This window comes from Bacillus sp. A260 (genome assembly GCF_009861435.1).
Classification (GTDB): Bacteria; Bacillota; Bacilli; order Bacillales; family Bacillaceae_G; genus Bacillus_A; species Bacillus_A cereus.
This window is the reverse complement of sequence record NZ_CP046398.1, coordinates 4,245,831-4,268,880: the sequence shown is the minus strand read 5'-3', so window position 1 is coordinate 4,268,880 and position 23,050 is coordinate 4,245,831. Positions and strand designations below refer to the sequence as shown.

Sequence of the window (23,050 nt, the reverse complement as noted above, 5' to 3'; positions counted from 1 at the left end):
TATGGATATAAATCTGTTTGATTTTCATTTACCAGAAGAACTTATTGCACAAGTCCCGTTAGAAGATCGTGAAACATCAAGATTAATGGTGTTAGACCGTGAAACAGGTGATATTGAGCATAAACATTTTACGGATATTCTTTCTTACTTACATGAGGGGGATTGCTTAGTTTTAAATGAAACGAAAGTTATGCCTGCTCGTTTGCACGGTGTGAAAGAAGATACAGGCGCGCACATTGAAGTACTTCTTTTAAAACAAGAAGAAGGTGATAATTGGGAAACGCTTGTAAAGCCAGCGAAACGTGTAAAAGAAGGAACTGTTATCTCTTTTGGCGAAGGGAAATTAAAAGCAACTTGCACAGGAACTGCAGATCAAGGTGGACGCCAGCTTGAATTTTCATATGATGGCATCTTCTATGAAATTTTAGATGAACTTGGGGAAATGCCGCTTCCTCCATATATTAAAGAGACGCTGGAAGATCGCGATCGCTATCAAACAGTATATGCGAAAGAAATCGGTTCAGCAGCAGCGCCGACTGCGGGACTTCACTTTACAGAAGAGTTACTTGAGAAGTTAAAGCAAAAAGGCGTTCAGTTAGCATTCATTACACTTCACGTAGGACTTGGAACATTTAGACCAGTTTCTGCAGACACGATTGAAGAACACCATATGCACGCAGAATATTATCATATGTCTGAAGAGACAGCGGCATTATTAAATCGTGTGAAAGAGAATGGTGGACGTATTATTACTGTAGGTACGACATCAACTCGTACGTTAGAAACAATTGCAACAGATCATGACGGTAAGCTCTGCGCCGCTTCTGGATGGACAGATATTTTCATGTATCCGGGATATGAATTTAAAGCAATTGATGGTTTAATTACAAACTTCCATTTACCGAAATCAACATTAATTATGCTTGTAAGTGCATTTGCAAATAGAGATAATGTACTTCATGCTTATAATGAAGCAGTAAAAGAAAAATATCGTTTCTTTAGCTTCGGTGATGCAATGTTCGTTGCATCTCACGCTAAAATGAGAAACAAATAAAAGGAGTAAGTTATGACAGCAATTCGTTATGAATTTATTAAGACATGTAAACAAACGGGTGCCCGTTTAGGTCGTGTGCATACGCCGCACGGTTCATTTGATACACCAACATTTATGCCAGTTGGTACACTTGCAACAGTTAAGACAATGTCACCAGAAGAATTAAAAGCAATGGATTCTGGCATTATTTTAAGTAATACGTATCATTTATGGCTACGTCCAGGTCATGAAATTATTCGTGAAGCAGGCGGCTTGCATAAATTTATGAACTGGGATCGTGCAATCTTAACAGACTCTGGTGGTTTCCAAGTATTCAGTTTAAGTGACTTCCGTCGTATTGAAGAGGAAGGCGTTCACTTCCGTAATCACTTAAATGGAGATAAATTATTCTTATCACCAGAAAAAGCGATGGAAATCCAAAATGCATTAGGTTCAGATATTATGATGGCATTTGATGAGTGTCCACCATTCCCGGCTACTTTTGAATATATGAAGAAATCTGTAGAGCGTACGAGCCGCTGGGCAGAACGTTGCTTAAAAGCGCATGAACGTCCGCAAGATCAAGGTTTATTCGGTATTGTACAGGGCGGGGAGTACGAAGAGCTTCGTCGTCAAAGTGCGAAAGACCTTGTTTCAATGGACTTCCCTGGTTACGCTGTAGGTGGTTTATCTGTTGGTGAACCGAAAGATATTATGAACCGTGTTCTTGAGTTTACAACACCACTTCTTCCAGATAATAAGCCTCGTTACTTAATGGGTGTAGGTTCTCCTGACTCGTTAATCGATGGCGCAATTCGTGGGATTGATATGTTTGACTGCGTACTTCCAACTCGTATCGCTCGAAATGGTACGTGTATGACAAGTGAAGGTCGCCTTGTTGTAAAAAATGCGAAATTCGCAAGAGACTTCGGTCCGCTTGATCCAAACTGTGATTGCTACACATGTAAAAACTACTCACGTGCGTACATTCGTCACTTAATGAAATGTGATGAAACGTTCGGAATTCGTTTAACGTCTTATCACAACCTTCATTTTCTGTTAAACTTAATGGAGCAGGTGAGACAAGCTATTCGTGAAGACCGTCTTGGCGATTTCCGCGAAGAGTTCTTTGAACAGTATGGCTTTAATAAACCGAATGCTAAAAACTTCTAATACATAATTTAAAAGGAGGAACAAAAGATGAATGCAGGTATGATGAATATCGTTATGATCGTTGCGATGTTTGCGATTTTCTATTTCTTATTAATTCGCCCGCAACAAAAACGTCAAAAAGCAGTTGCTCAAATGCAAAGTGAGTTAGCAAAAGGTGATGCTATCGTAACAATCGGTGGTTTACACGGTACAATCGAATCAGTAGATGAGACAAAAATCGTTATTAAATCTGGTGGTTCACACTTAACTTTCGATCGCAATGCGATTCGTGAAGTTGTGAAAAACTAATGTGGAAGGCCCTGCATGAAATGTGCAGGGCCTTTTTTAGTTACTTTGCTTTGACATATTTACACCGAAAATACCACCGAGTGTACTCGCCCCCATTAATGCTAATTGATATAGTAATTGTGAGTTCGATAAGGTTTGAGAAAAGCCTAAATAGTTAACTAGAAAGACGAGTATAGTGAACGTGAGCCCTGTTGTGAAACCTACTAGCCAACCTTTTCCTTGAGCCTTTTTGCCGGCAGTAAATCCAGACATAAGCATAGATAAAAGAGCGAGTATAAAAATAGTAACGGTTAATGTCCCTTCATTTATATTCGTAAACTTTAATAAAAGAGCCATAATCATACTAGTAATAGATGCGAGAATTAGTAGCGTAACAATACCGAAGCCAATTGCAGTTGATAATTTTTTCGTTCCATCCATTTATGCATTCCCCCTTTTTAATACAAGCATATTTTCCTTTTGCTCAAGTTAGACTAGTTTCTTTTTTATAGGGGAGTCTATACGTAAAAAAGGAGATGTAGAAATGGAATGGATATCGGTAATTGGACGGACAATGCTTTTGTATATCATCATCTTAATTATTTTTCGTCTTATGGGTAAACGTGAGATAGGAGAGCTAAGTGTATTAGATTTAGTCGTATTTATTATGCTTGGAGAAATGGCTGTAGTAGCAATTGAAAATACCGATAAATCACTTTTGCATCAATTAGTTCCGATGACTTTTCTTATGTGCATACAAATCATTTTGTCAGTCATTTCATTAAAGTTTCAACGATTTCGGCATTTAATAGAAGGTGAACCAGCAATTATTATTAATGCGGGAAAGATTGATGAAAAAAAGATGAGAAACCAACGATATAATATTGATGATTTAATGATGCAATTAAGGGAACAAGGAGTTGGAGATATTCGGGATGTAGAATATGCTATTTTGGAACCGTCTGGGAAGTTATCTGTCTTTCAAAAACAAAAAAATAAACAAGATACATTGCAGTTTACGCTTCCTCTTATTATTGATGGAGAAATTCAATCTAGTCATTTACAAATGATTGAGCATACAGATGAATGGCTTATTGAGAAATTAAAAAACTTAGGTTATAACGATATAACACAAATTTTATACTGTAGTTTTCAAAATGGACAATTTTTTGTTGATGTAAAAGAAAATTAGAGACTTATCCTTTGGAAGAGTAAGGATGATTAGTATAACTAATAATCAGTGGAGATTACCCCACTGATTAAAGTTTCACCTTATTTCAAAAATGAAAGCTTACGAATGATAGGGAGACGACTTAACTCTTCTTTTCGAATGAGTTTGAAAGTGAAGAGAAGTACGATATAAACAATTGTTGTTAAAGTGATTTCCCATAATGTTTGTATGCCAAGGGAATGAGAGAAAATAATATATTTATGAAGATAAAAACCGAAGGCGCCTGCGATACCGATGGCAAGTCCGCCGAAAATATAGTCTTTTGCGTAAATGGTAAATGTAATCTTTTTTAAAACAGTAGCGTAGTGAAGAAATGTTACTGTTACAATATTTGCAGCAATAGCAAGTGCAACCCCCATCATTTGAAACTCTGGCCTTGATGCTAGTACAAAAATAACGATTAATTTCACGATGGCACCAATAAATGTATTCATCATTGCGGCTCTTGCTAAGTTTAAAGCTTGCAAAACAGAGGTAAGTGGACTTTGGAAATAATGAAATAAAAAGCAAGGCGCAAGAAGTTGAATGAATGCTGTTGCGCTGTCTGATCCATACATAAGAGTTAAAACAGGAGAAGCGAATACGTATAATATAACGACAGACCATCCGCCGGTAATTAATGAAATTCGAAGTGCTTGTTGTAAACGGTGCTCTACTAATTTATGTTGTCTTTTTGCCATTGCTTCACTAATAGAAGGAACGAGCGCTGTAGAGAGAGCGTATGTAATAAAGGCAGGTAGTGATAGGAGCGGGAATGCATAACCGTTTAATATACCGTATTGCTGGGTTGCAACAGAAGCAGCGACACCAGCGATTGCTAAGCTTTGCATAACGACAATAGGTTCAAAAAAATATGAAACGGAGCCGATTAAACGACTTCCTGTAGTTGGAAGGGCAATATCCATCAGAGAATAAAATGTCCCTTTGCTTTCCTTTACAGTAGTGAAAAATCCAGAGCGTATTGATAAATGTTTTTCTCGCTGAAATAACGTGAGTAAAAATAATAAGGATGCAACTTCACCGAGAACAGCTGATAACATAGCGCCGGCTGCAGCATATTCTATGCCGTAAGGTAAAAATAATTGAATGCATATAGCGATAATGGTAATGCGGACGACTTGTTCTAGAACTTGCGCATAAGCGCTAGGTTTCATGTTTTGTTTCCCTTGAAAGTAACCACGCAACACAGAAGAAACAGCAATAACAGGAACAACGGGCAAAATGGCCATTAATGGATAGTAGGTTCTTTCGTCGGTTAATAATGTTTTTGCTAAAATAGGTGTGAGGAACATAATTCCGATTGTTAAAATGATACTAATAACGGATGTAACAGCTAGTGATACGGTTAATATTTTTTTAACTCTTTGTTTATCGTTCACAGCTTCCGCTTCTGCTACAAATTTTGCGATTGCGACAGGAAGACCAATTTGTGTCAATGTAATTGCTAAAATGAATGTAGGAACGGCCATCATATAAAGACCAACGCCTTCTTCTCCTAAAATACGTGCCATTACTATGCGGTTGATAAAGCCGAGTATTTTTGTAATAAAGCCGGCTATCATTAAAATAAATGCGCCTTTTAAAAAGCTTTGTCTCGTCATGTTCTTCTCCTACCTTCTCAAAATCAATGGAATGATTTACAATAATTTATATGCACGTACGAGACAAGAATGACAAGCATTTAAGAGAGTGAAGTATGATAGTGCTCTTGAAAGTAGTTATTGCTGTCCATTAGAGCGGGATTAAAGCGACTTTTTCGTGCTGAAATAAGAAGGAGATGTTTATAGATGTTAGATAGAGAGGCTTTGGTAGAATCATACCGCGGACAGTTACAAGTCGTTTTAGAAAGTAAAGTAGAAGAGTTTCAAATGTTTGGTTACGACCGAGTGACAGATGATGACATTTGGAAGTTTCTTAAAGTGAAAAAGTGGAAGAAGATAGACAGCGATGTTAGATTGTATGAATTAGTTAATGACGTATTAACAGTAACAGCTAATGAATATATGACATATTTAACTGTTGAAGCTTACCAAGCGCCACTTTGGTCATTTGATGAGTACGAAAATAAATAACCGACTGCAATTGGTTTGTTCTTCCTTTTGCAGTATAATGATATGTATTGATAAAGAGGAAATAATTATGTCTAAGATTATATATAAAGGAGGTAGTGAAGAGGAAAATAAATGATGGAAGTGTAGGTAGTGTAAAAGCTTACCTATAGAGCTAGTGATGAACTAGCAAAAATTATAGAAAGGAAGTCTACTAACTAGGCGTATGCACACGTATAGCAGTGAATCGTAAGAGATTTATTGAAAGTGTTAGTAGCAGAAAGAGGGTACATATGGCAAAGCGTGGTACGAGAATTGCCGCCTTTTTCCTCATCGTCTTATTAATCGGTGGAGTAATTGGTGCGGCAGGAAAAGACATAGCAAAAGGAATTAGTCTAGGACTAGACCTTCGCGGTGGTTTTGAAATTCTGTATGAAGTAAAACCAGCCAAAAAAGGTGATAAAATCGATCGAGATGTACTTGTAAGTACAGTAGGTGCTCTTGAAAATCGTGTCAATGTTCTCGGTGTAAGTGAGCCGAACATTCAAATCGAAGGGCAAGATCGAATTCGTGTACAGCTTGCTGGTGTACAAGATCAGCAAAAAGCACGTGAAATGTTATCAACACAAGCGAAATTAACATTCCGTGATGTGGACGATAACCTTCTTATGGATGGAACGGATTTAAAAGGCGGCGGAGCGAAGCAAACATTTGATGAGCAAGGCCGTGCGAGCGTAGGTCTTACACTAAAAAGCGCTGAAAAATTCCGTGAAGTAACTGAAAAAATTTCTAAAATGCCACCACCAACGAATTTAATGGTAATTTGGCTTGACTTTGAAGAAGGAAAAGATTCGTATAAAGCAGAATCTGCAAAACCGAATCCGAAATTCTTATCAGCAGCAACAGTAAACCAAGTATTTAACCAAGCTGAAGTATCTATCGTAGGTGGAAACTTCACAGTTGAAAGTGCGAAACAACTTTCATCTTTATTAAATGCAGGTGCACTTCCTGTTGATTTAAAAGAAATGTATTCAACATCTGTTGGAGCGAAATTTGGTCAACAAGCGTTAGAGCAAACGATTTTCGCTAGTGCGATTGGTATCGCTCTTATTTTCTTATTTATGCTTGTATTCTACCGTTTACCAGGACTTGTAGCGGTTATTATGTTAGGTTTATACATTTTCGTTACATTACTTGTCTTTAACTGGATGCATGCAGTTCTTACGTTGCCAGGTATTGCAGCGTTAGTGCTCGGAGTAGGTATCGCAGTTGATGCGAATATTATTACGTACGAGAGACTGAAAGAAGAGCTGAAAATCGGTAAGTCAATGATGTCGGCATTCCGTGCTGGTAACCATCGTTCATTAGCAACAATTCTAGATGCAAACGTTACGACTCTTGCAGCAGCTGGTGTGTTATTCGTTTATGGTAATAGCTCTGTAAAAGGATTTGCAACAAGTTTAATCGTAAGTATTTTAGTTGGTTTTATTACGAACGTATTCGGTACTCGTTTCTTACTAGGTCTACTTGTAAAGAGCCGTTACTTTGATAAAAAACCAGGATATTTTGGTGTGAAACAAAAGGATATTATTCCATTAACAAAAGGTGTAGTACATCCGCCAACGAGATTTGATCGTATTAATTTCGTAAATATCGGTCATAAATTCCTTATTTTCTCGATTGTAGTTGTAATTGCAGGAGCAATTATCTTACCAATTTTCAAATTGAACCTTGGTATTGACTTTGCGAGTGGTACACGTATCGACTTGCAATCAAAACAAGCCGTTACTGTGTCTGATGTTCATAAAGATTTTAAAGAATTGAACATTGATGTGAAGGAAGAAAATATTGTACCGACTGGAGATGACAATAAAGGTTTCGCAGTTCGTACATTAGGTGTTTTATCAAAAGATGAAATTGCGAAAACAAAAACATTCTTCCACGATAAATATGGTACAGATCCAAACGTAAGTACAGTTTCACCGACAATCGGTAAAGAAATTGCACGAAATGCATTTATCGCAGTACTGATTGCTTCTGCGGTTATCATTTTATACGTAAGTATTCGTTTCCGCTTTACGTATGCGTTATCTGCGGTACTTGCATTATTACATGACGCATTCGTTATGATTGTTATGTTTAGTATTTTCCAACTAGAGGTAGACTTAACGTTTATTGCTGCAGTACTAACAATCATCGGTTATTCTATTAATGACTCGATTGTTACATTTGATAGAAACCGTGAATTATACAAACAGAAAAAACGAGTGCGCGATATAAAAGATCTAGAAGAAATCGTAAATGCAAGTATTCGCCAAACGCTTGGTCGCTCGATTAACACCGTATTAACAGTGTTATTCCCAGTAATTGCACTGCTTATCTTCGGTAGTGAGTCACTACGTAACTTCTCGTTTGCGTTACTTGTTGGATTAATTGTAGGTACGTACTCTTCTGTTTTCGTTGCCTCTCAAATTTGGTTAATGCTTGAAAACCGTCGTTTGAAAAAGGGAAAAAACAAGAAGAAGGTTGAGAAAGTAGAATCTGAACCGCAAGTATAGAAAAGATGATGTCTCTTTATGAGGCATCTCTTTTTTCGTTTGTGGATACAATAAGATAGCAACTTTTTAACAGAAAGAAGATGGAAGAAAGTGGTGGTGCTATCGCTGTTTTTGTTAAAATAAAAAGATAGGTTAAGAAAAGAAGGGATTTTAATTATGGAAAAAGATGAACGTTTTAAACAGGCCGAGTTTGGTGCTATTGTCGGGATCGTTGGTAATATTATATTAGCGATTGTAAAGGCGGTAATTGGTTATATTGGGAACAGTAAAGCGCTATTAGCGGATGCCGTGCATTCTGCATCAGATGTAATAGGTTCGCTAGCTGTACTTTTTGGATTGCGAGCGGCAAAGCAGCCACCTGATGAGGATCATCCGTATGGTCATGGTAAAGCGGAATCGATTTCAGCGATTATTGTTGCGGTATTATTATTTATTGTGGGACTTGAAATCGCGATTTCGTCTATAAAAGCTTTTTCGCAAGAACTAGAACCGCCGAAAGGAATTACGATATTTGCTGTTGTTCTTTCAATCGTCGTGAAAGAAGGAATGTTTCAATATAAATTCCGATTAGGGAAAAGAGTAAACAGTGATGCAATTATTGCAAATGCATATGAGCACCGTTCGGATGTATTTTCTTCAATTGCAGCTTTAATCGGTATCTGTGCAGCTATAATAGGTGGTAAGCTTGGTATAGACTGGCTTGTATACGCTGATCCAATTGCGGGATTAGTTGTTTCACTTCTTGTTGTAAAAATGGCATGGAGCATTGGAGCGGAAGCAATTCATGCAACGCTTGACCATGTTCTTCATGAGGAGGATGTTATTCCGCTTAGAGAAGCAGTTCTTCAAGTAGATGGTGTGAAAAAAATTGGTTCTTTATATGCACGGGAGCATGGTCATTATGTTATTGTCGATATTAAAGTGTCCGTAGATCCATACATTACTGTAGAAGAAGGACACCGTATTGGAAAACATGTGAAAGAAATACTTATGAAACAAGATAATGTACAAAATGTATTCGTACATATAAATCCGTATTCTCCAAATTAAACATCATTAACATTTTAGTATATAGATATTGCATCGTAGTTTGCATTATATTGTCACCCCTTAATCTGTCTTGTATAATGAACAGGTTAAGGGGTGATTTCGTGTTACAACCGAAGACGCGTTGGAAAGAAAAAGAATATAATGACGAGCGAGTGAGTGAATTAGCAAGTAAATTACAGTTATCGCCACTTGTCGTTTCGTTATTCCTCGGTAGAGGACTCGATACAGAAGATAAGATTTTAGATTTTTTAAATACAGAAAATCAAGAATTTCATGATCCATTTTTATTAGAAGGAATGGATAGAACGGTAGAACGTGTAAATAAGGCGATTCAAAATGGAGAGCAAATATTAATATTTGGTGATTACGATGCGGACGGAGTAAGTAGTACGACAGTTTTATATCTTGCTCTTCAAGAATTAGGTGCAGAAGTAGAATTTTACATTCCAAATCGTTTTACAGAAGGGTATGGACCGAACGAAGAAGCATTTCGTTGGGCGCATAGCGCAGGGTTCTCGCTAATTATTACTGTCGATACTGGTATTGCAGCGGTACATGAAGCGAATGTAGCGAAAGAGCTTGGAATAGATCTAATTATTACAGATCACCATGAGCCACCGCCAGAATTGCCAGAAGCACTTGCGATTATACATCCGAAATTAGATGGCGGTGTATATCCGTTTCACTATTTAGCTGGTGTAGGTGTTGCGTTTAAAGTTGCGCATGCACTATTAGGCCGTGTACCAGAACATTTATTAGAGATCGCAGTAATCGGTACAGTAGCCGATTTAGTATCACTTCATGGTGAAAATAGGTTGCTAGTGAAACGCGGTTTAAAACATATGCGTATGACGAGAAATATTGGTTTGAAGGCATTGTTTAAAGTTGCTAACGTTTCGCAAAGTGAAATTACCGAAGAGAGTATTGGTTTCTCAATTGCACCTCGTATTAATGCGGTTGGGCGTTTAGAAGATGCTGCGCCGGCTGTACACCTTTTATTATCAGATGATCCAGAGGAAGCGAAAGAGCTAGCTGAAGAAATTGATGAGCTGAACAAACTGCGAAAAGATATTGTAAAGCAAATTACAGAAGAGGCTATCGCTGAAGTGGAAAATAACTTCCCACCAGAAGAAAATAAAGTATTAGTACTTGCGAAAGAAGGCTGGAACCCAGGGGTAATTGGAATTGTTGCTTCGAAATTAGTTGAACGTTTTTATCGTCCGACGATTGTATTAAGCATTGATCCTATAAAAGAAACAGCAAAAGGCTCAGCACGTAGTATTGCAGGATTTGATTTGTTTGCAAATTTATCAGATTGTAGAGAGTTATTACCACACTTCGGAGGGCATCCGATGGCAGCGGGAATGACGCTACATATGAATGATGTAGATGAATTACGTCGCCGCTTAAATGAACAAGCAGATGCGATTTTAACAGAAGAAGATTTTATTCCAATTACAGCAGTTGATGTTTTTTGTAAAGTAGAGGATGTAACGCTAGCGGCAATTGAAGATATGCAAAAACTAGCCCCGTTTGGTGTTGGAAATCCGAAACCACGTATTGCAGTAAAAGATGCAGAGTTAGAAAGCATTCGCGCAATCGGATCAGATGGCTCTCATTTAAAAATGGCTCTTCGTGATGGACAAGCAACACTGGATACAATTGGATTTGGCTTTGGTGCATATGCGAAAGAAATCTCTCCAGTTGCAAAAGTATCTGTAATAGGAGAAGCGTCTATTAATGAATGGAATAACTTTAAGAAGCCACAACTAATGGTACAAGATATTGCTGTAGAGGCGTGGCAATTATTTGATTGGCGTAGTATGCGTAATGCAGAAGCAAATTTAGCAGAACTTCCGAAAGAAAAAATAACAATGGTGTATTTTTCTGAAGAGGTATTGAATAAATTTTCTTTAGAGAGCTATAAAGAAAAGCTCATGCATGCTTCAGAAGTAACGCATTTAGATGATCAATATATCGTGTTACTTGATTTACCAAAAGGAACAGATGAATTACGTGAGCTATTTAAGGTAGGATTCCCAGCGCGAATTTATACGCTATTTTATCAAGAGAATAACCACTTATTTAGTACAGTTCCGACGAGAGAACACTTTAAATGGTACTATTCTTTCTTAAGCCAAAAAACACCATTTTCTTTAAGACAATATGGAGAACAACTATGTCGTCATAAAGGTTGGTCAAAAGATACAGTAAATTTCATGACACAGGTGTTTTTTGAGTTAGAATTTGTTACAATAAAAGATGGCGTCATTTTTATGGCAGACAAAAAACAAAAGCGTGATTTAATTGAATCGAACACATATCGTGAGAAAATGAACCACTTACAATTAGAAAAAGAATTGGTTTATAGCACATATCAGCAACTATATACATGGTTTGAAACGATTCGTAATCATAAAGAAGTAGAACAGTTAGGGTAAAGGATTTGTATTTACAAACCTTTTAGATCTGAGGAGGATTCAGAAATATGGATTTCAAGCAACATATCGCAATTGTACCGGATTATCCGAAAGAAGGTATTGTGTTTAAAGACATTACACCTTTAATGAATGACGGTAAAGCATACAAAGCAGCAACAGATGCAATCGTTGAGTACGCAAAAGAAAGAGATATCGATGTTGTAGTAGGACCAGAAGCTCGTGGTTTCATTATCGGTTGCCCAGTTTCTTATGCGTTAGAAGTAGGATTTGCGCCAGTTCGTAAATTAGGAAAATTACCACGTGAAGTAATTACAGTTGACTACGGTAAAGAATATGGTAAAGACGTTTTAACAATCCATAAAGATGCAATTAAGCCAGGTCAACGCGTATTAATTACAGATGATCTATTAGCTACAGGTGGAACAATCGAAGCGACAATTAAGTTAGTTGAAGAGCTAGGCGGAGTTGTAGCAGGAATTGCATTCTTAGTAGAACTTACTTACTTAGATGGTCGTAAAATGTTAGATGGTTACGATGTATTAGTATTAGAAAAATACTAATCACTATATAGGTAAAACTACGGTGATAAAAAGTACCCGTGAATCTCTTGGAGAGGAGCGGGTACTTTTGTATAATTGAACAAAAAATTATGGTGAAATGTCAGTAAAATCTTTTCCTTTTCACAATTCACAATCATTGGGTTATAATGATAGAATATAATTTATTCTATTAAATAAAGATAAAGTCAATTTTCAATAAAAGGTGATTCGATGGCAAATGAGCAGGTACTAACAGCTGAACAGGTACTCGAGAAAGCAAGTCAATATTTAGCGGATGAAGATATTGAGCTAGTGGCACGTGCCTATGAATATGCACGTGATGCGCATAGCGAACAATATAGAAAATCGGGTGAACCGTATATTATTCATCCGATTCAAGTTGCAGGTATTTTAGTTGATTTACACATGGATCCAGCTACGGTATCAGCAGGTTTCTTACATGATGTAGTGGAAGATACAGAGATTACGTTAGAAGATATTGAACGGGAATTTAACAAAGAAATTGCTATGCTTGTTGATGGCGTTACAAAGCTTGGGAAGATCAAATATAAATCTCACGAACAACAACAAGCAGAAAACCATCGCAAAATGTTTATTGCAATGGCTCAAGATATTCGAGTTATTTTAATTAAACTAGCTGATCGTCTTCATAACATGCGTACATTGAAACATTTGCCTCAAGAGAAGCAGCGTCGCATAGCGAATGAAACGTTAGAAATCTTTGCACCTTTGGCACATAGACTCGGAATTAGTACTATTAAATGGGAGCTAGAGGATACGTCACTTCGCTATTTAAATCCACAACAATATTATCGTATTGTAAATTTAATGAAGCGTAAACGTGCAGAACGTGAAGAATATTTAGACGAAGTAATGACTGGTATTCGTGAGAAATTAAAAGAAGTTGCAATTCAACCTGAGATTTCTGGAAGACCGAAACATATTTACAGTATTTATCGTAAAATGGCACTGCAAAATAAGCAGTTCAATGAAATTTACGATTTATTAGCTGTACGTGTCGTTGTAAATAGTATTAAAGATTGTTATGCTGTGCTTGGAATTATTCATACGTGCTGGAAGCCGATGCCAGGTCGTTTTAAAGATTATATTGCAATGCCAAAAGCAAATCTATATCAATCTCTTCATACGACTGTAATTGGACCGAAAGGTGATCCACTTGAAGTGCAAATTCGTACGAAAGAAATGCACGAAATTGCAGAATTCGGGATCGCGGCACACTGGGCATACAAAGAAGGAAAAACAGCAGAAACAACAGGTACATTAGAGAAGAAACTCACATGGTTCCGTCAAATATTAGAATGGCAAAATGAAGCTTCTAATGCAGAAGAATTTATGGAGTCATTAAAAATTGATTTATTCTCTGACATGGTATTCGTCTTTACACCGAAAGGCGATGTAATGGAATTACCACTTGGATCTGTTCCGATTGATTTCGCGTATCGTGTCCATTCGGAAATTGGGAATAAAACAATTGGTGCAAAAGTAAACGGGAAAATGGTGACGCTGGATTATAAATTAAAAACAGGCGACATCATTGAAATTTTAACGTCGAAACATTCATATGGCCCAAGCCAGGATTGGGTAAAACTTGCTCAAACATCTCATGCGAAAAATAAAATTCGTCAATTCTTTAAGAAACAACGTAGAGACGAAAATATTGAAAAAGGCCGTGAACTTGTTGAAAAGGAAGTACGTGGTCTAGAGTATGAGATGAAAGAAGTATTGGCGCCGGATAACTTAAAACGCGTCGCTGAGAAATTTAACTTTGCAAATGAAGAAGATATGTTTGCAGCAGTTGGATATAGCGGAATTACAGCTTCGCAAATTGTTACGCGACTAACGGACAAGTTCCGCAAACAACGCGAAGAAGAAGAAATTGTTGAAGTTAAAGAAGTCCGTAAACCGATGAAAATTCGAAAATGGGATTCTGGTGTAAAGGTAAGCGGTGCTGATAATTTATTAATCCGTTTATCGAAATGCTGTAACCCAGTTCCGGGCGATGATATCGTTGGGTATATTACGAAAGGCCGAGGTGTATCAATTCACCGCCGTGATTGTGTAAATGTTCATACAGAAGAAGCTGTAGAACGATTATTAGAGGTAGAGTGGGAAGGTAGCCCTGAAAAAGAAATTGAGTATAACGTTGATATTGAAATTTCAGGTTACGATCGCCGCGGTTTATTAAATGAAGTACTGCAAGCTGTTACAGAGACGAAAACATACATTTCAGCTGTTTCTGGTAGAAGTGACCGTAATAAGATGGCAACAATTAATATGTCAATCTCGATTCGTAACTTACAACACTTGAAAAAAGTAGTAGAACGCATTAAACGCGTTCCAGAAATTTATGCAGTACGACGCATGATGCATTAATAGGGAGTGTAGAAAGATGAGAGTTGTTTTACAACGATCAAAGAAAGCGTCTGTCACAGTAGACGGTGAGATCGTAGGACAAATTCCGTTCGGTTTAACATTACTAGTTGGCATTACGCACGAAGATACAGAAAAAGATGCAACTTACATTGCGGAAAAAATTGCAAACTTACGTATTTTTGAAGATGAGAGCGGAAAGATGAATCATTCTGTACTTGATGTAGAAGGACAAGTTCTATCTATTTCGCAATTCACATTATACGGAGATTGCCGCAAGGGCAGACGTCCAAACTTTATGGATGCTGCGAAACCTGATTATGCAGAGCGTTTATACGATTTCTTTAATGAAGAAGTTCGTAAACAAGGATTACATGTGGAAACAGGGAAGTTTGGAGCAATGATGGACGTTTCTTTAATCAATGATGGTCCGGTGACCTTAATTGTAGAAAGTAAATAGTGTTCATAAAAAAGAGAGGGTTATATAATCCTCTCTTTTTTATACATTGTTGTATGTTTTGTTCATTTATTTGGAATCAATAGCAGTTTCGGTTATGTATAACTCTCTCATCAATATGGAACAATAAAAAGTAAAACATCCATATTGAATGTGAGGGATATACGTATGCGTATGAATGAAAAAGGGCATTCTGTTACAAATGGTGCAAATCAACTGTTTAACGTGAATTTTCATGATTTTATTTCAAAAGAGCAAAACAATACTTCAATGGAGCTTGCTTCGGAGTTTGGGATTTCTCTTCAAGATGTAAAGCGTTTAAAGAAGCAGATTGAACGTTCTTAGAGCACTTGACAATCCTACTTAACAAACGTATAGTAATTTTATATTTACATATGAATATAACCGTTGATAGAGAAGAGTAAATGAGACACACATGGAAAGAGAAGGAATGTCTTAGGCTGAAAACATTTCTGCATGATGACTGATTGAATGACACTCTAGAGGTTTCAACTTGAACGGCATATATGCTTAGTAGGGATGAACGCATATTTAAGCGTTATTAAAAAAGTGGAAGCATACGTGCTTCAATTAGGGTGGCACCACGGGTATAATACTCTCGTCCCTACTGTTTAAACAGTAGAGGCGGGAGTTTTTTTATTTTTATTAAGATTAAAACAATTTGAGGAGGAACTGAATATGTCTATTCAAATCCCACGCGGAACGCAAGATATTCTTCCAGGCACTGTTGAGTTATGGCAGTATATCGAAGGGCAAGCACGCGAAATTTGCCGTCGTTACAATTATAAAGAAATTCGTACACCAATTTTTGAACACACTGAGCTATTTTTACGCGGTGTTGGTGATACGACAGATATCGTACAAAAAGAAATGTACTCATTCCAAGATCGTGGAGAGCGTAGCTTAACATTACGTCCAGAAGGTACTGCACCTGTTGTACGTTCTTACGTTGAAAATAAAATGTTTGGTGATGCGACACAACCAACGAAATTATACTATATCGGTCAAATGTTCCGTTATGAAAGACCACAAGCAGGTCGCTATCGTCAATTCGTACAATTCGGTATCGAAGCAATCGGCAGTAATGACCCTGCAATTGATGCAGAAGTAATTGCACTTGCTGTTGAATTTTACCGCGGCATGGGCTTAAAAAATATTAAAGTTGTATTAAACAGTTTAGGTGACGCAGCGAGCCGTCAAGCACACCGTGATGCATTAATCGCACACTTTGAGCCACGTATCGGCGAATTCTGTTCTGACTGTCAATCTCGCTTAGAAAAGAACCCACTTCGAATTTTAGACTGTAAGAAAGACCGTAACCATGAATTAATGGGAACAGCACCATCTATTACAGAATACTTAAACGAAGATTCAGCAGTATACTATGACAAAGTTCAAGAACTATTAACGATGATGGATGTTCCATTTGAAAAAGATCCGAACTTAGTGCGTGGTTTAGACTACTATCAACACACTGTTTTTGAAATTATGAGTGAGGCAGAAGGTTTCGGTGCGATCACTACATTAAGCGGTGGTGGCCGTTATAACGGACTTGTACAAGAAATCGGTGGACCAGAAATGCCAGGTATCGGTTTTGCAATGAGTATTGAACGTTTAATTATGGCGCTAAAAGCTGAAAACATTGAATTACCACTTGAACATAGCATTGATTGTTACGTTGTAGCGCTTGGCGAAAAAGCGAAAGACCATGCTGCAAAAGTTGCGTTCGATCTTCGTAAAGCTGGATTGTCAGTTGAAAAAGATTATTTAGATCGCAAAATGAAAGCACAATTTAAATCAGCAGATCGTCTAGAGGCGAAATTTGTAGCTGTATTAGGAGAAGATGAGCTAGATAAAGGTATCATTAACTTAAAAGATATGGCAACAGGTGAACAAGAAGAAGTAGCGTTAGATGTATTTGCTTCATACGTAGCAGAGAAATTAATATAGGGGGAACTTACAGTGGCTGAAAGAACACATGCATGTGGAAAAGTAACAGTAGAAGCTGTTGGACAAACAGTTCAATTAAAAGGTTGGGTACAAAAACGCCGTGACTTAGGTGGATTAATCTTTATCGATTTACGTGACCGTACAGGTATCGTACAAGTTGTATTTAACCCAGAAACATCAAAAGAAGCGTTAGAAGTAGCAGAAACAATTCGTAGCGAATACGTATTACACGTAGAAGGTACAGTTGTTGAACGTGGTGAAGGCGCAATTAATGACAATATGGCAACTGGTCGTATTGAAGTACAAGCAACAAAAGTAAATGTACTAAATGCAGCGAAAACAACGCCAATTATCATTGCTGATGATACAGATGCATCAGAAGATGTGCGTTTAAAATATCGTTATTTAGACTTACGTCGTCCTGTAATGTTCAACACATTCAAAATGCGTCACGATGTAACAAAAACAATTCGTAACTTCTTAGATACAGAAGAGTTCTTAGAAGTAGAAACACCAATTTTAACGAAAAGCACGCCAGAAGGAGCTCGTGACTATTTAGTGCCAAGTCGTGTACATGATGGTGAATTCTATGCATTACCACAGTCACCACAGTTATTTAAACAGCTTCTTATGGTCGGCGGATTTGAGCGTTACTATCAAGTAGCACGTTGTTTCCGTGATGAAGATTTACGTGCGGATCGTCAACCAGAATTCACGCAAATCGATATCGAAGCTTCATTCTTAACACAAGATGAAATTTTAGATATGATGGAGCGTATGATGACGAAAGTTATGAAGGATGCAAAAGGTGTAGAAGTGAGTGCACCATTCCCTCGTATGAAATATGCTGATGCAATGGCTCGCTACGGTTCTGATAAGCCAGATACACGCTTTGAAATGGAACTAACAGACTTATCTGAGTTTGCAGCAGATTGTGGCTTTAAAGTGTTTACAAGTGCTGTAGAAAGCGGCGGACAAGTAAAAGCAATTAATGCAAAAGGTGCTGCAAGTAAATATTCTCGTAAAGACATCGATGCATTAACTGAATTCGTGAAAGTATACGGTGCAAAAGGTCTAGCTTGGCTTAAAGTTGAAGAAGACGGCCTAAAAGGACCGATTGCGAAATTCTTCGGTGAAGAAGATGCAAATGTGTTAATGAGCACATTAGAAGCTACTGCTGGCGACTTATTACTATTCGTAGCAGATAAGAAGAGCGTTGTTGCAGATAGCTTAGGCGCACTTCGTTTACGTCTAGGTAAAGAGCTTGAGTTAATTGATGAAAGTAAATTTAACTTCCTATGGGTAACTGATTGGCCACTACTTGAGTACGATGAAGATGCAGATCGTTACTTCGCAGCTCACCACCCATTCACAATGCCATTCCGTGAAGACGTTGAGTTACTAGAAACAGCACCAGAAAAAGCACGTGCACAAGCATATGACCTTGTATTAAACGGTTATGAGCTTGGTGGTGGATCACTTCGTATTTACGAGCGTGACGTACAAGAAAAAATGTTCAAAGCACTTGGATTCTCACAAGAAGAAGCGCAAGAGCAATTCGGATTCTTATTAGAAGCATTCGAATACGGTACACCACCACACGGCGGAATCGCATTAGGTTTAGATCGTCTTGTTATGTTACTTGCAGGCCGTACGAACCTTCGTGATACAATTGCATTCCCGAAAACAGCAAGCGCAAGCTGCTTATTAACAGAAGCTCCAAGCCCAGTTGCAGAAGCGCAGCTTGAAGAACTGAACTTAAAATTAAGCTTGAAAGAAGAGAAGTAAGAATAGGGTCTAGATGGTTATACTATAACCGTCTAGACTTTTTTTGAGAGGTTGTTTAAAAAGTCCGGTTTAGATAACTGTCGCATCTCATCGTTGCTTCGCCAGTCCGGTGCTCGAGTAGTGTTTCTACACTGCGCTCCTCCTGGCTTCAGCGCCTCGATCTGCTCGGTTCTCTAAATCCTCCTTTTTAAACGTGTATTGAAAGGAAGTTTAAAAAGTCTGGTTCAGATAACTGTCGCATCTCATCGTTGCTTCGCCAGTCCGGTGCTCGAGTAGTGTTTCTACACTGCGCTCCTCCTGGCTTCAGCGCCTCGATCTGCTCGGTTCTCTAAATCCTCTTTTTTAAACGTGTATTTAGGAAGAAATAAAATTCTGGTCTATGTTTTCATTCTCGAAATATGTATTTTTAAGAATTCTATAACTTTTTCTATACAAATAGTCGGAAAAACGCTAGAATACATGGTAGACCATTTTTGTAATAGGAGTGTAGAGCTGAATGTTACATCAATTTTCACGTAATGAATTAGCCTTCGGTAAAGAAGGACTTGAAATATTAAAAAATAGTACAGTCGGTATTTTAGGAATTGGCGGTGTAGGTTCTTTTGCAGCTGAAGCGTTAGCACGTTCTGGCGTAGGACGTCTCGTATTAGTTGATAAAGACGTTGTAGATATTACAAACGTAAACCGTCAAATTCACGCTTTAGTATCTACTGTAGGACGTTCAAAAGTAGAATTAATGAAAGAGCGTATCGCGGACATTAACCCAGAGTGTGAAGTAATTGGACTAGAAATGTTTTATACAGATGAAACATATGAAGAGTTCTTTAAGTACGGTTTAGACTTTGTAGTGGATGCATCTGATACGATTACGTTCAAAATTCATTTAATTAAACAATGTTTACGTCGTAAAATTAAAATTATCTCAAGTATGGGTGCAGCGAATAAAATGGACCCAACTCGTTTCCGTATTGCGGACATCTCTAAAACACATACAGATCCAATTGCGAAAGTCATTCGTACGAAGCTTCGTAAAGAGGGTATTAAAAAAGGTGTAAAAGTTGTCTTCTCTGACGAAAACCCAATCGTAATTCGTGAAGAAGTACGTAAAGAAATTGTACCAGACGAGAATGCAAAAATTCGTAAGGCGAAATTACCGCCTTCATCAAATGCATTCGTACCATCTGTGGCAGGCTTAATTATGGCAAGTCACGTTGTACGTGAACGCATTAAAAACGTAGAAGTGAAACGTGTAGGGCAAGAATAAAAGAAAAGCATATATCCATTTTGGGTATATGCTTTTTTATATGTATTAAAGAAATATGAATATTTGCATCACTACTAGTTCAAATGTAAGTAAGGTTAGTAAGCAATAATCATATTTATCTGATTTATAGGCGGATGTCTTTTTTAGACTGTTAATGGTGAAAAGAGCTAAAGTTAGGACGAGAAGGCCAAGAGTTATTTTGAAGATTATTAATGAAATAGCAACCATCTCCCTTTAAAGGTATATGTTTATAATGACATTTTAGTAAAAAATATCCAATCAGTTTTAGGAGTTTCCTTGTATGACAAGGAGGAATGTTATTGTCAATCTTTGTCGTTAAATCGATATCCTTTATTGAATCGTTGATATATTGTAAGTTGTGATAGATATATTTGAAAAATCGTTGATATATTGCAAGTTGTGATAGATATATTTGAAAAATCGTTGATATATTGCAAGTTGTGATAGATATATTCGAAAAACCGTTAATATAATTTCATTTACCGATATCTATATATGGCTCACCGAAAACAAACAGGGATGTCACTCAGTTAAAAAAGTGACATCCCTGTTTTTAATTCTCTGCAGAATAAATAATATCTAAATTCCCATTTTGATCAGTTTTGAAAATTGGGGCAATTTGCTCTTCTTGCTCTTCGACTGAAACAAGTTTTCGAGCACGATCCATAATTCGAACAAGCATCGCGTAATCTTCTTCGATTGCTTGTTGTTTTTTTGTGAGTACCGCTAATTTCGTTTCAAGTTCATGATTCGTTTTTTGCAGAGAAGTGAGCTGAGCTTGTAATACATCATTTTCCGTTTGCAACTTTGCGAGTGAAGGGTTATTATGCTCCAAGTTTTGCAAAAATGAGATGACATTTTGCATCGTAAGATCTTGTTTACTTGGCGTAATATCTTCTGAAAAATCGGCGTCAATTACGAGTTGTTTCGTTTTCGTGAACCGATCTTTTTCTATATTAGCTTCAGAACGTTTTAATTCTTTACGTTGTTTTTTTGCAAGCTGCACCGCATCCTCGTAATTCGGTCTTACTTCAGCATTCCATCTAAAGCCGCAAGCTGCTGAAGTCCGGTTCAACGTATCGCCAACTTCATCAAATGCTTTTATTTGTGTACTTCCGCTGCGAATATGTCGTAAAACAGTTTCTGCTAAAAGGAGATCATCTTCTTTTGTCCATGCATCTTGACGTGTTTTCATAAGCGAAGCCTCCATAATGGTGACGTTTTCGTTTATGTTACCCTTTATTTTTCGTTTTATTCGAAGTTTGTAATCTTTCATAAACAGTAGAAAGTGCTTGCTCAAATTTTCCTGTCGTTTTCGGTTTATAATATTGCTTGCTTTTTATTTTATCAGGTAAGTATTGTTGCCTTACCCAGCCGTTTGGATGGTCGTGCGGATATAAATATCCAATGCCTCTTCCAAGTGATTCTGCGCCTTTGTAATGACTATCTTTTAAATGGCTTGGAATGTCACCTGTTTGACCGTTGCGTAAATCGTGTAATGCAGCATCAAGTGCTTTATAAGCTGAATTTGATTTTGGTGATAAGCATAGCTCGATAACGGCATTTGCAAGTGGGATGCGTGCTTCTGGGAATCCAACTCGTTCAGCTGATTCAATTGCAGCTAGTGTACGTGGTCCAGCTTGTGGGCTAGCAAGTCCAATATCTTCATAAGCCATAATAAGAAGGCGTCTGCCAATGCTTTGTAAATCACCTGCTTCAATAAGGCGTGCTAAATAATGGAGTGCTGCATTTACATCACTTCCGCGCACTGATTTTTGAAATGCTGATAATACATCATAATGAGCATCGCCGCCTTTGTCGTGGACGAAGCTCTTCTTTTGTAAGCATTCTTCTGCAATCTCGAGTGTGATTTCAGCCGCTTGATCGTCTGTAGTAAAGCTAGATAATACAGCAAGCTCAAGTGCGTTATAAGCGGAACGCATATCACCACCAGAGGCGTTTGCAAAGTGATGTAGTGCTTCATCTGTTACCGTTACTGCATATTCTCCAAGCCCTTTTTCTTTATCTTCTAAAGCTCTTTTTAACCCAATTAAAATATCTTCTTCTGTTAGTGCGTGTAATTCGAAAATTTGACACCTGCTTCGAATAGCGGAGTTTATTGCATGGAATGGATTACTTGTCGTAGCACCAATTAAAGTAAGAAGTCCGCTTTCTAAGTGAGGTAATAGAAAGTCTTGCTTTGCTTTATCTAGACGGTGAACTTCATCTAAAATTAAAACGAGATGTCGATGCATCTTCGCTTCTTGTACGACAACTTCCATATCTTTTTTATTGTGAGTAACAGCGTTCAATAGACGAAACGGGGTACCGGTACTTCCTGCAATTGCACTGGCAATGGATGTTTTTCCTGTACCTGGAGGACCGTATAAAATCATAGATTGAAAATGATTGGCTTGGACCATTCGCCATAAAATCTTTCCTTCACCAACTAAATGTTGTTGCCCAATAATTTCTTGAATATTTGTAGGGCGCATTCGATGTGCGAGTGGTTGTTTCATTTGGACCGTCTCCCTTAATATATAATCTCGTTCTATCGTATCATTTTTTTCTACGGAATTTGAAATAGGATGCTGTTTTATGGGAAAAATGAAGATTAATATTTTCATTTTTCTTTCAATTGTAATAATTTCCGAGTTTTTCAATGTGATTTTATGTTATCATTTTGATACACAAGTTGAAATTTCTTATAATACTATATTATGCTATAATTTCATAGGATTTTAAATTGTGTTCTTTTTATAAATAAGATATAACCAATAGAAGTGAAAATTTGAAA

General features: G+C 37.4%; 19 protein-coding genes and 1 other annotated feature. Of the genes, 15 read left to right on the top strand and 4 right to left on the bottom strand.

All coding sequences use genetic code 11. The annotated features are described in order from the left end of the window. The first annotated feature begins 1 nt into the window (after position 1). The 3 genes from queA to yajC are packed head-to-tail and all read left to right on the top strand — an operon-like array spanning position 2 to position 2,494. Positions 2-1,054 (top strand): tRNA preQ1(34) S-adenosylmethionine ribosyltransferase-isomerase QueA, encoded by a 1,053-nt coding sequence (queA, locus tag GD442_RS21665; protein WP_086401439.1) that lies wholly within the window; start codon positions 2-4, stop codon positions 1,052-1,054. Between the two features lie 12 nt (positions 1,055-1,066). Beyond that, positions 1,067-2,206, top strand: a complete 1,140-nt coding sequence (gene tgt / locus GD442_RS21660; protein ID WP_000125365.1) for a tRNA guanosine(34) transglycosylase Tgt — start codon at positions 1,067-1,069, stop codon at positions 2,204-2,206. 27 nt (positions 2,207-2,233) lie between these two features. Beyond that, positions 2,234-2,494 carry a preprotein translocase subunit YajC gene (gene yajC / locus GD442_RS21655; RefSeq protein ID WP_000991115.1) on the top strand — a complete coding sequence of 87 codons (261 nt, stop codon included), beginning with the start codon at positions 2,234-2,236 and terminating at the stop codon, positions 2,492-2,494. Between the two features lie 36 nt (positions 2,495-2,530). Here yajC and GD442_RS21650 read toward each other — a convergent pair whose 3' ends face one another. Beyond that, on the bottom strand, positions 2,531-2,914 hold the full coding sequence (locus GD442_RS21650) for a TIGR04086 family membrane protein (protein ID WP_000349148.1): 384 nt from the start codon (positions 2,912-2,914) through the stop codon (positions 2,531-2,533). Between the two features lie 103 nt (positions 2,915-3,017). Here GD442_RS21650 and GD442_RS21645 point away from each other — a divergent pair, with 103 nt between their 5' ends. Then, on the top strand, positions 3,018-3,665 hold the full coding sequence (locus GD442_RS21645) for a DUF421 domain-containing protein (RefSeq protein ID WP_000454833.1): 648 nt from the start codon (positions 3,018-3,020) through the stop codon (positions 3,663-3,665). An 80-nt stretch (positions 3,666-3,745) separates the two neighbouring features. Here the strand turns inward: GD442_RS21645 and spoVB are convergent, their stop codons facing one another. Next, complete coding sequence (gene spoVB / locus GD442_RS21640) at positions 3,746-5,305, bottom strand: stage V sporulation protein B (protein ID WP_000198301.1); 1,560 nt, start codon at positions 5,303-5,305, stop codon at positions 3,746-3,748. 186 nt (positions 5,306-5,491) lie between these two features. Between spoVB and GD442_RS21635 the strand changes: the two genes are divergently transcribed. From GD442_RS21635 to GD442_RS21590, 11 genes are all read left to right on the top strand, one after another. Next, entirely contained in the window at positions 5,492-5,776 is a 285-nt protein-coding gene (locus GD442_RS21635; RefSeq protein WP_000886980.1) for a post-transcriptional regulator, read from the top strand. A gap of 269 nt (positions 5,777-6,045) precedes the next feature. After that, the gene (secDF, locus tag GD442_RS21630) at positions 6,046-8,310 is read left to right on the top strand and encodes a protein translocase subunit SecDF (RefSeq protein ID WP_001119066.1); all 2,265 of its coding nucleotides are present in this window, start codon (positions 6,046-6,048) and stop codon (positions 8,308-8,310) included. A gap of 156 nt (positions 8,311-8,466) precedes the next feature. Beyond that, positions 8,467-9,360, top strand: a complete 894-nt coding sequence (locus GD442_RS21625; protein ID WP_000409743.1) for a cation diffusion facilitator family transporter — start codon at positions 8,467-8,469, stop codon at positions 9,358-9,360. A gap of 101 nt (positions 9,361-9,461) precedes the next feature. Then, on the top strand, positions 9,462-11,801 hold the full coding sequence (gene recJ / locus GD442_RS21620; RefSeq protein ID WP_000941229.1) for a single-stranded-DNA-specific exonuclease RecJ: 2,340 nt from the start codon (positions 9,462-9,464) through the stop codon (positions 11,799-11,801). Between the two features lie 47 nt (positions 11,802-11,848). Then, on the top strand, positions 11,849-12,361 hold the full coding sequence (locus GD442_RS21615) for an adenine phosphoribosyltransferase (protein ID WP_000346215.1): 513 nt from the start codon (positions 11,849-11,851) through the stop codon (positions 12,359-12,361). A gap of 210 nt (positions 12,362-12,571) precedes the next feature. Next, positions 12,572-14,755, top strand: a complete 2,184-nt coding sequence (gene relA / locus GD442_RS21610; protein WP_001262795.1) for a GTP diphosphokinase — start codon at positions 12,572-12,574, stop codon at positions 14,753-14,755. 16 nt (positions 14,756-14,771) lie between these two features. After that, on the top strand, positions 14,772-15,212 hold the full coding sequence (locus GD442_RS21605) for a D-tyrosyl-tRNA(Tyr) deacylase (RefSeq protein ID WP_001266965.1): 441 nt from the start codon (positions 14,772-14,774) through the stop codon (positions 15,210-15,212). Positions 15,213-15,377: 165 nt separating this feature from the next. Next, entirely contained in the window at positions 15,378-15,554 is a 177-nt protein-coding gene (locus tag GD442_RS27870; RefSeq protein ID WP_001242605.1) for a hypothetical protein, read from the top strand. 54 nt (positions 15,555-15,608) lie between these two features. Then, positions 15,609-15,839, top strand: a binding site (T-box leader). A 69-nt stretch (positions 15,840-15,908) separates the two neighbouring features. Further along, positions 15,909-17,180, top strand: coding sequence for a histidine--tRNA ligase (gene hisS, locus GD442_RS21600; RefSeq protein ID WP_159365193.1), 1,272 nt, complete (start codon positions 15,909-15,911; stop codon positions 17,178-17,180). A gap of 12 nt (positions 17,181-17,192) precedes the next feature. Next, positions 17,193-18,968 (top strand): aspartate--tRNA ligase, encoded by a 1,776-nt coding sequence (gene aspS / locus GD442_RS21595; RefSeq protein WP_000840891.1) that lies wholly within the window; start codon positions 17,193-17,195, stop codon positions 18,966-18,968. A 496-nt stretch (positions 18,969-19,464) separates the two neighbouring features. Further along, the gene (locus GD442_RS21590; protein WP_000903179.1) at positions 19,465-20,232 is read left to right on the top strand and encodes a tRNA threonylcarbamoyladenosine dehydratase; all 768 of its coding nucleotides are present in this window, start codon (positions 19,465-19,467) and stop codon (positions 20,230-20,232) included. Positions 20,233-20,806: 574 nt separating this feature from the next. On the opposite strand, the gene GD442_RS21585 is transcribed toward GD442_RS21590, so the two are convergent. Both GD442_RS21585 and GD442_RS21580 read right to left on the bottom strand, forming a co-directional pair. Beyond that, the gene (locus tag GD442_RS21585) at positions 20,807-21,448 is read right to left on the bottom strand and encodes an RsfA family transcriptional regulator (RefSeq protein WP_086401437.1); all 642 of its coding nucleotides are present in this window, start codon (positions 21,446-21,448) and stop codon (positions 20,807-20,809) included. A 37-nt stretch (positions 21,449-21,485) separates the two neighbouring features. Beyond that, a complete protein-coding gene (locus tag GD442_RS21580) occupies positions 21,486-22,772 on the bottom strand; it encodes a replication-associated recombination protein A (RefSeq protein ID WP_000812943.1) in 1,287 nt (428 codons plus the stop codon). Positions 22,773-23,050 lie beyond the last annotated feature (278 nt).